Origin of the sequence: Paucisalibacillus globulus (assembly GCF_900184735.1) — a bacterium.
Classification (GTDB): domain Bacteria; phylum Bacillota; class Bacilli; order Bacillales; family Amphibacillaceae; genus Ornithinibacillus; species Ornithinibacillus globulus_B.
The window spans coordinates 22,254-29,485 of the sequence record NZ_LT855394.1 but is presented as its reverse complement, the minus strand read 5'-3'; the positions used below and the strand labels follow the sequence as shown (position 1 = coordinate 29,485).

Below are 7,232 nucleotides of genomic sequence, written 5' to 3'. Positions count from 1 at the left end.
GATGGTGTCCTTTTTGTTTACTTTAATATCAGAAAATTGCGTGCGAAAAATAATAAGCATGGTCCTTACCATTAAAACGTTGGTAAGGACCATGCTTATATTAATTTACTGGGGTTTTGTCCCAGCCTCTTGTAATTTTGATGGGATTGGTTGTTTGTATTCTTTCTTTTGTAGTCTTACAAAGATATTGTTGGCTAGGAGGGAAATAATGATTAGGAACGTACCAATAATATCAAATTTTGTTACAGGGTGACCTTGGTATATCGAAATAAGAAGTGTTGTTACTGGAACAAAGTTGATAAATAATAGTGCGTTGATAGGTTTTAGTATACTTACCCCAACGTTCCATCCAAGTAGTGCAATTAGGCCAGGGAAGATAATCATAAATAATGAATGTGGACCAGTCGTAATTACAACGTCAATTGTTGGGACTGAAACATAACCTACTAAAGTTGCAATTGCCACAAATACGCCAGCAGTAACGGTTCCAAGTAAACAACTTAATGTGGAATATCGTAAAGCTGACCAACCACTAAACTTAGCTCCACCCATTGTGTACACCACCCATCCAATCACGGCAATGAATATGAGGACGGAAGGAATAATATCGTCCGTTGCTCCAAGAAATGCTCCTATATCTCCTTTTGTAATTACAAACATCGCACCGACAAATGATACCAACACACAGATTGCGGTGAATGAGTGAGGACGTTTACGGAGAAACATCCATACGATTAATATAGAAATCATCGGCATTAGAGACTCCATAATAGATGCAACCATTACCCCTGATTGCCCCATTAAATCTTCACCCCAAAAGATTAGTAGATTATAGACCGCAAATGCCATGGTACCGAAGAACCATAATGACAGACCTTTTCCTTCCATGCGAAACGCATCTTTTCCTTCTTTCCAGATAAGCATCACGACTAATATAAGTGTCACCGCACCATAACGAATCATGGTAAAGTAAAATGGATCAATATATTGAAATGCTGCATGTGCAACAGGAAACATCGCTCCCCATGAAACTGCAGCAATAAAACATAAAAAAGCTCCCCAAACTACATTATTTTTCATTTTACATCTGCCCCTTAGTATTAATAGCAGATTTATTATCATCCATATTTGGTATCTTGTAAAATGAATAATAATGATGATTTACTATCATTATTTATGATATCATATAATATTAGGAAACTAGGTAAAAAGGAAGGGAATATAGATGGAATTTAAAGATTTAGAGATTTTCCAGTTAGTTGCAGAGAAAGGTACTCTTACCGGTGCAGCGAAAGAATTGAATTACGTACAATCCAATATTACATCTAGAATTCGCAAACTAGAAACTGAAATGAATACACCCTTATTTAATCGCCACCGGAGAGGTATGAGCTTAACACCTGAAGGAAAGAAACTATTAACCTATAGCGAAAAAATATTATCCTTAAAAAAAGAAATGAAACATGCGGTTCAAACTAATCAAGAGCCCTCTGGCAAATTAGAAATTGGGACAGTGGAGACTGTGATTCATCTTCCTACCATATTATCTAGCTATGTTAAAAAATATAAAAATGTCGACTTATCTTTATTTACTGGTGTTACTCAAGATTTAGAAGAGCAAGTGTTACACCATAAGTTAGATGGCGCCTTTATAACAGAATCCGATTTCCATCCAGACCTTGTATCACTCGAAGTGTTTCAAGAGGAGCTTGTATTAATCTCTGATACTCGTATTTCAAGTCTTGATGAGTTAGTAAAGGAGCCTGTATTATGCTTTAGTAAAGGTTGTGGCTACCGTGCCCGTCTAGCAGCATGGTATAAGGATGAAAGTATTGCCCCTAAGAAGATTATGGAATTCGGTACGTTGGAGACAATATTACGAAGTACAGCAATGGGACTTGGCGTAACCTTTGTACCAAAGTCTGTCGTTTCCCATTTAGAGCAAGATGGACAAATAAGGTTTCATAAATTACCTGATCAATACAGTAAGGTGAAAACTGTCTTTATAAGAAGAGCAGATACATTCTTAACACCAACCATTGAAAAGTTTATGGAAGTTATTGAATCCAGTAAGCAAGACCCACTTGAACCTTTAAACATATAGAATTGTTTGTCACTACCCTCATCTTGTTTAGCCGAGATTCGAACATCTAGGCACTTACCACTTACGTTCATGTTTACCCCTTCCAAAAATAAGAGCACTCCCAAATGTTAACTTAACAACATTTGAGAGTGCTCTTTACCTTTTTCCAAAAAGATACAGTTCTTAGGTCTAACCACGCATCAATACACCATTAGGGCTTGGTAGTTCTTGTTCTCGTAATTGATTCATCTTACAAAAATGATTTAAAAATTCTTGTCCTAGCTTCTGTTCTTCTGGGTCGCTTTTCAATGAAATAATATCAGACAAAATTTGAGCCATCCATACATTATCAAAGTATCGATATTTACCAGTATTCCAAGTCGTTTTTTGAGGGAATTTCTCATTAATATAGTATTTCCAGAAAAGCATCTGATTCGATTCTTCTTCTGTGAGTTGAAGTCTATAGGTTGAATGTGCTGGAATATATCCATCTTCACAAACTTTACCGATAAATTCTTTTTGCACCATATAGACACCTAGTATACGTCTGTCTTTTTCAGCTGTGCCAGGATCTGCTGCGGTTAAAAGAACAGCACTATTTTGGTGCAAGCGAATCGGCTTATTCGGCTTTCCTTTATTGACACCGCTCTTTATAGTTCCTGCAAAAACCTTCCATTCACTTGTAGAACTAGTCTGCTCTTCTGCATCACACCAAAATACCATTTGGGATTGGGGATGAAGTTTGTGGTTTTTCATCAATTTTGCATGTTCCATGCGAAGTTGTTGTTCTTTACGCTGTAACTTTTTTTCCTCTTCTTTCTTCCATTCTATCCTCTTCCGTTCCATTTCCTTCTTTTCTATAACCTTCTCCAATGAACTAGCTGCATTTTTATCATGTAGCTTTAGATGCTCGCCAAATACATCAGGAAAAACAAATTTCTTACTCTCCGATTCAAAATGTATTTCAATAATAGAATCATTATGTCCAACAATATTCCCCTTACCAAAACGCTTGTGTGTTACTTTCTTATTGATTAGATTCATATTCTAATCCTCCTTATATTTTAGAAACACGCTTTGCAATAAGATAGTAAAATAACACTCAATTTAACTATCTTAATTTAGCCCACACAATTGTAGAATCCGAGGTATTTGCAGTGTCTTACTTGATGAAGTCCTTCACCAGTAGACGTTCACTAATTGAACACCTAAGCTCCATTATTCACTTCCTTATTTTCAGTATGAAAAAGGATATAAAAAAAACGTATCCATTATTCTTTCTGCAAAAAATACATCGGAATATGAAATACGAGCGGTACAAACAATTGTAAACTTATTATAGCATTTTTATTTAGAAACCACAAATTTATTGTTGACAGGGTGTTATAATGCATTGTAAAATAAAAGATTATTTGTTTATATTTACAAGCACAGGGACAGGTATCTAGGTCTAATTTAGCGGACCGAGGTACCTGTCTCTTTCGGTCTTACTCATTCCTCATTAATTTCTCATCTAATTCTAATTTTATTCTTCCACGATTTTAATATTGTAAATTTATGATTAAGTCAGTGTTAAGTTATCTTAATAATGCAACTAAAAGAGGTGGAGAAATATGGTACTAGAAATTTTTTCAAGGAGAGAGCAGAAATACTTAATCACACGTGCTCAATACGAAATGCTCGTCGAACAAATGTCACCCTATATGCGTTACGACAAGTTTGGTAATGAGGGGAAATATACGGTGACCAGTTTGTATTTTGAGAATCAAAACCATGTGATTTATTTTGAAACCAAAAACAAACTGAGATTCAGGCAAAAGCTACGTCTCCGAATTTATGATGATACCGATATTAATGGTTTGGCTTTTTTTGAAGTAAAACAGAAACAATTATTGTTTCTGCAGTCATGAATATCATTAGTGATAACGCTGGTGTTGCCTTCGGATTGTTTGCGATATTCTCTCTTATCCGTTTCCGCAGCGCTGTGACTGATGCAAAGGATATTGCATTTATGTTCTTTGGCTTGATTGTTGGGATGGCAGCTGGGTTAAATCAGATTACTATCGCTGTTCTACTAACAATCTTTGCTTCCCTAGTAATCTACTTCCTTGATAGATTTAATTATGCCAAAGGAAAAGATACACAAATCTTAAAAATTACTGTCCCAGAGAACTTAAACCATGAAGATCTATTTGAGGATATTTTAGAAAACAGTACAGAAAGTCATGTCCTAAGAAAAGTTGAAACAACCAATCTAGGTACCATGATCCTTTACACATATGCCATACGTTGTAAGGAAAAAACAAAAGATCAAGACTTACTTAATAGTATCCGTGAACGTAATGCCAATTTAAAAGTATCACTTTCATACCTAGAAAACTTAGAATAAAAAAACTCGGTGCCTGTCACTTCCCGAAATATGTCGAAATCGACATATTTCGGGAAGTGACAGGCACCACAAAAACAGGCACCACAAAATAATTACATGATACTTCTATTAACTTGCTTCACATAAAAGAAGCGAACTACAATGAAGTAAATAATTTGTATAAAGGCAAAGCTTCCTAGAACAATTGATGATTCAACTGTAAGATTGTAGTCAAACAAACGTGACAATGCGGTAAGTGCCACCGCTCCATGGATTAATGCAACTACAATCGGCAAGAAAAATAGGATTGCAACCTGTCTGTTCACCACCTTCTTTAACTCTGGTTGTGTCAGACCAATCTTAGCAATAGAACGGAACTTCCGCTTTTCACCTTCTAAATCCGTAAATAATCGGAAGTATAGGAAGCTTCCAGCTGAGACAAAGAACACAATTCCAATGAACAATCCAATAAATAAAATTGGTCCATACGCTTTATTAATCTCATATAATGTATAATCAACAGAGAATGCTTTATACTCCAACTGCTCACTTAACTTCTTACCAGCTTGAAGCACTTGGTCATGTTGTCCTTCTTTTGCTTTCCAAGCAACATTTATTTCACTACGAACCGGTGTACCGAGTTTATCATAAACCTGGTCATGCACTACATAGTACCCATTTATTTCCAACAAAACCTCAGATTCTATGACACGACTTGGTTGTATTTCTTGTCCATTTTCTAGAAGAACACTAGACTTCATCAATACCTCACTAGCCTTTGTTCCATCCATCAAAATTGCACCACTTTGTTCTACCACAATAGCTTCATTTTCCTTCAAGTCCAGTTCTGTTGCTCCAATTAATGTTGCGAAACGATTATAATCAGAAGCTCTAACAATCATCACATTACGATCCTTTTCAGGAGTCTCGAAATAGGTTAATTCCATCGATTCCATCTCGGCATCAATATTTTCTTCCTTCAAGATAGCATTAAAGTCACTGATATCCTTTTTAGTAACTTCTTCACTATCTCCTCCCCATGGACTGTACGTAAACGTGTACGGATTCACTTCTTGAATACCTTTTGTTAAGTAGGACTGAAACCCATACAACGAACCAATAGCACTAAACGCAACCGTTGAAATAATGGCCACCATAAAGAATGTTCTCGCATTATCTTTCATTCGGAACGATAGGTCAGAGAACAGGAGCATATTTGTTTTTCGCCAGAATATTGGTTTATTACTTTTTAATCGGCGAACAACATACACACTTAATTGAGTAAACAATAGATAAGTTCCAAGTGTTACAACGATAACAACAGGAATAAGTGCAAAAACAACTTGAACTCCTTTGACATAAAGCGCAGTACCATATCCAACTAAAAGTAACATAGCTGCTAGAACGGAAAGGATTACAGAAGCTTTCGGCTCTCCCTTAGACTGCTTATCTCCCTTGATCAAATTAACCAGTTTATTCGTACGAAGAATAATAGACACAAAGACAGATATACAAAAGAATAGAAACATAAAGCTTGCAAACGTAACAATGATCGCCATTGTTGGAAAATAGAAATATAGTGATTCACTAATAATGAGTACATTCTCTGCAATTAATAGAATTGCTTTTGCAAAGACAAGACCTGCCAGAATACCAGATACAGTCGCTAAAAATCCAATTAAGATATTTTCTAAAAAAACCATCCAACGAACTTGCTTATTGGAGGCACCTAACATCATTAATAATCCAAACTCTTTCTTCCTCGATTGTAAGAAAGAACTCATGGAATATAAGACAAAGAAAAAAGAAAACACATAAATGATTCCCCCAGCAACTCCCATACCAAATCGGGCTGTATCATTCACTTCCCCACCAGAAAATGCCGGATGGTATGCAAAGATTGCAAATGTAAAGAATACCATTACAGTAAACATACTACTAAGGAAATACGCAATATACATGCGTTTGTTACGTAATACATTATTAAATGCGAACTGACGAAAAGTCATTGCCATCGCCTCCCATCAAGGAGAGCATGTCGATTATCTTTTGGAAAAATGCTTGTCTACTCTCCCCACGATGTATCTCAGAATGGAGCTTCCCATCACGGATGAAAACAACTCGATCTGAATAACTAGCTGCTTGAGGATCATGAGTTACCATTAACAAACTTGTTCTTTCCTTCTCATTAATGGACACGAGCATCCCCATTACATCTTTAGAAGCTTTCGAATCTAAGTTTCCAGTAGGCTCATCCGCTAACAGGAGTTTTGGCTCATGAATCATCGCTCGCGCAATCGCAACTCGCTGTGCCTGTCCACCAGATATTTCATATATCCGTTTTTTCATAATCGATTCAATACCAAGGCTGTTCGCTAACCTTTTTGCCTTCTCTTTCATATCTTTTACACGTGCACCATCTAAAGTTAGTGGAAGGACAATATTTTCTTCCACAGTCAATGTGTGCATTAGATTAAAGTCCTGAAAGATAAATCCTAATTCATTTCTACGGAATTTAGCTAACGCATTTTTATTTAACTTGTGTGGGTTATTCCCATCAATTTCAACTTCCCCTGTTGTTGGTTGGTCATTAGTTGAAATGATGTTTAATAGTGTCGTCTTTCCACTTCCTGATGGACCCATTATCGCTACAAACTCACCTTTTTCTATTTCAAAATTAATATCGGTAAGGGCGCGGTAGGCCACCTTCCCCTCATATATCTTACTCACCTTAGACAATTTAAGCATAATTGTTCTCCTCTCTAGTACTTCTAGTAAAAG

The 7,232-nt window shown here is 36.2% G+C and carries 7 protein-coding genes; 3 read left to right on the top strand and 4 right to left on the bottom strand.

The features are described 5' to 3' along the window. Positions 1 to 105: 105 nt before the first annotated feature. Positions 106 to 1,080, bottom strand: a complete 975-nt coding sequence (locus BN999_RS14335; RefSeq protein WP_096272467.1) for a DMT family transporter — start codon at positions 1,078 to 1,080, stop codon at positions 106 to 108. Between the two features lie 145 nt (positions 1,081 to 1,225). Between BN999_RS14335 and BN999_RS14330 the strand changes: the two genes are divergently transcribed. After that, positions 1,226 to 2,104, top strand: a complete 879-nt coding sequence (locus tag BN999_RS14330) for a LysR family transcriptional regulator (RefSeq protein ID WP_096272466.1) — start codon at positions 1,226 to 1,228, stop codon at positions 2,102 to 2,104. A 168-nt stretch (positions 2,105 to 2,272) separates the two neighbouring features. Here the strand turns inward: BN999_RS14330 and BN999_RS14325 are convergent, their stop codons facing one another. Then, positions 2,273 to 3,127 carry a malate synthase gene (locus BN999_RS14325; RefSeq protein WP_096272464.1) on the bottom strand — a complete coding sequence of 285 codons (855 nt, stop codon included), beginning with the start codon at positions 3,125 to 3,127 and terminating at the stop codon, positions 2,273 to 2,275. A 569-nt stretch (positions 3,128 to 3,696) separates the two neighbouring features. Between BN999_RS14325 and BN999_RS14320 the strand changes: the two genes are divergently transcribed. Next, positions 3,697 to 3,993, top strand: a complete 297-nt coding sequence (locus BN999_RS14320; protein WP_255247482.1) for a VTC domain-containing protein — start codon at positions 3,697 to 3,699, stop codon at positions 3,991 to 3,993. Next, positions 3,990 to 4,472 carry a DUF4956 domain-containing protein gene (locus BN999_RS14315; protein ID WP_255247481.1) on the top strand — a complete coding sequence of 161 codons (483 nt, stop codon included), beginning with the start codon at positions 3,990 to 3,992 and terminating at the stop codon, positions 4,470 to 4,472. Before BN999_RS14320 ends, BN999_RS14315 begins: the two co-directional genes overlap by 4 nt. Before the next feature lie 92 nt (positions 4,473 to 4,564). Here the strand turns inward: BN999_RS14315 and BN999_RS14310 are convergent, their stop codons facing one another. Beyond that, complete coding sequence (locus BN999_RS14310; protein ID WP_096272460.1) at positions 4,565 to 6,460, bottom strand: ABC transporter permease; 1,896 nt, start codon at positions 6,458 to 6,460, stop codon at positions 4,565 to 4,567. Beyond that, on the bottom strand, positions 6,435 to 7,199 hold the full coding sequence (locus tag BN999_RS14305) for an ABC transporter ATP-binding protein (protein WP_096272458.1): 765 nt from the start codon (positions 7,197 to 7,199) through the stop codon (positions 6,435 to 6,437). Before BN999_RS14305 ends, BN999_RS14310 begins: the two co-directional genes overlap by 26 nt. Positions 7,200 to 7,232: the final 33 nt, after the last annotated feature.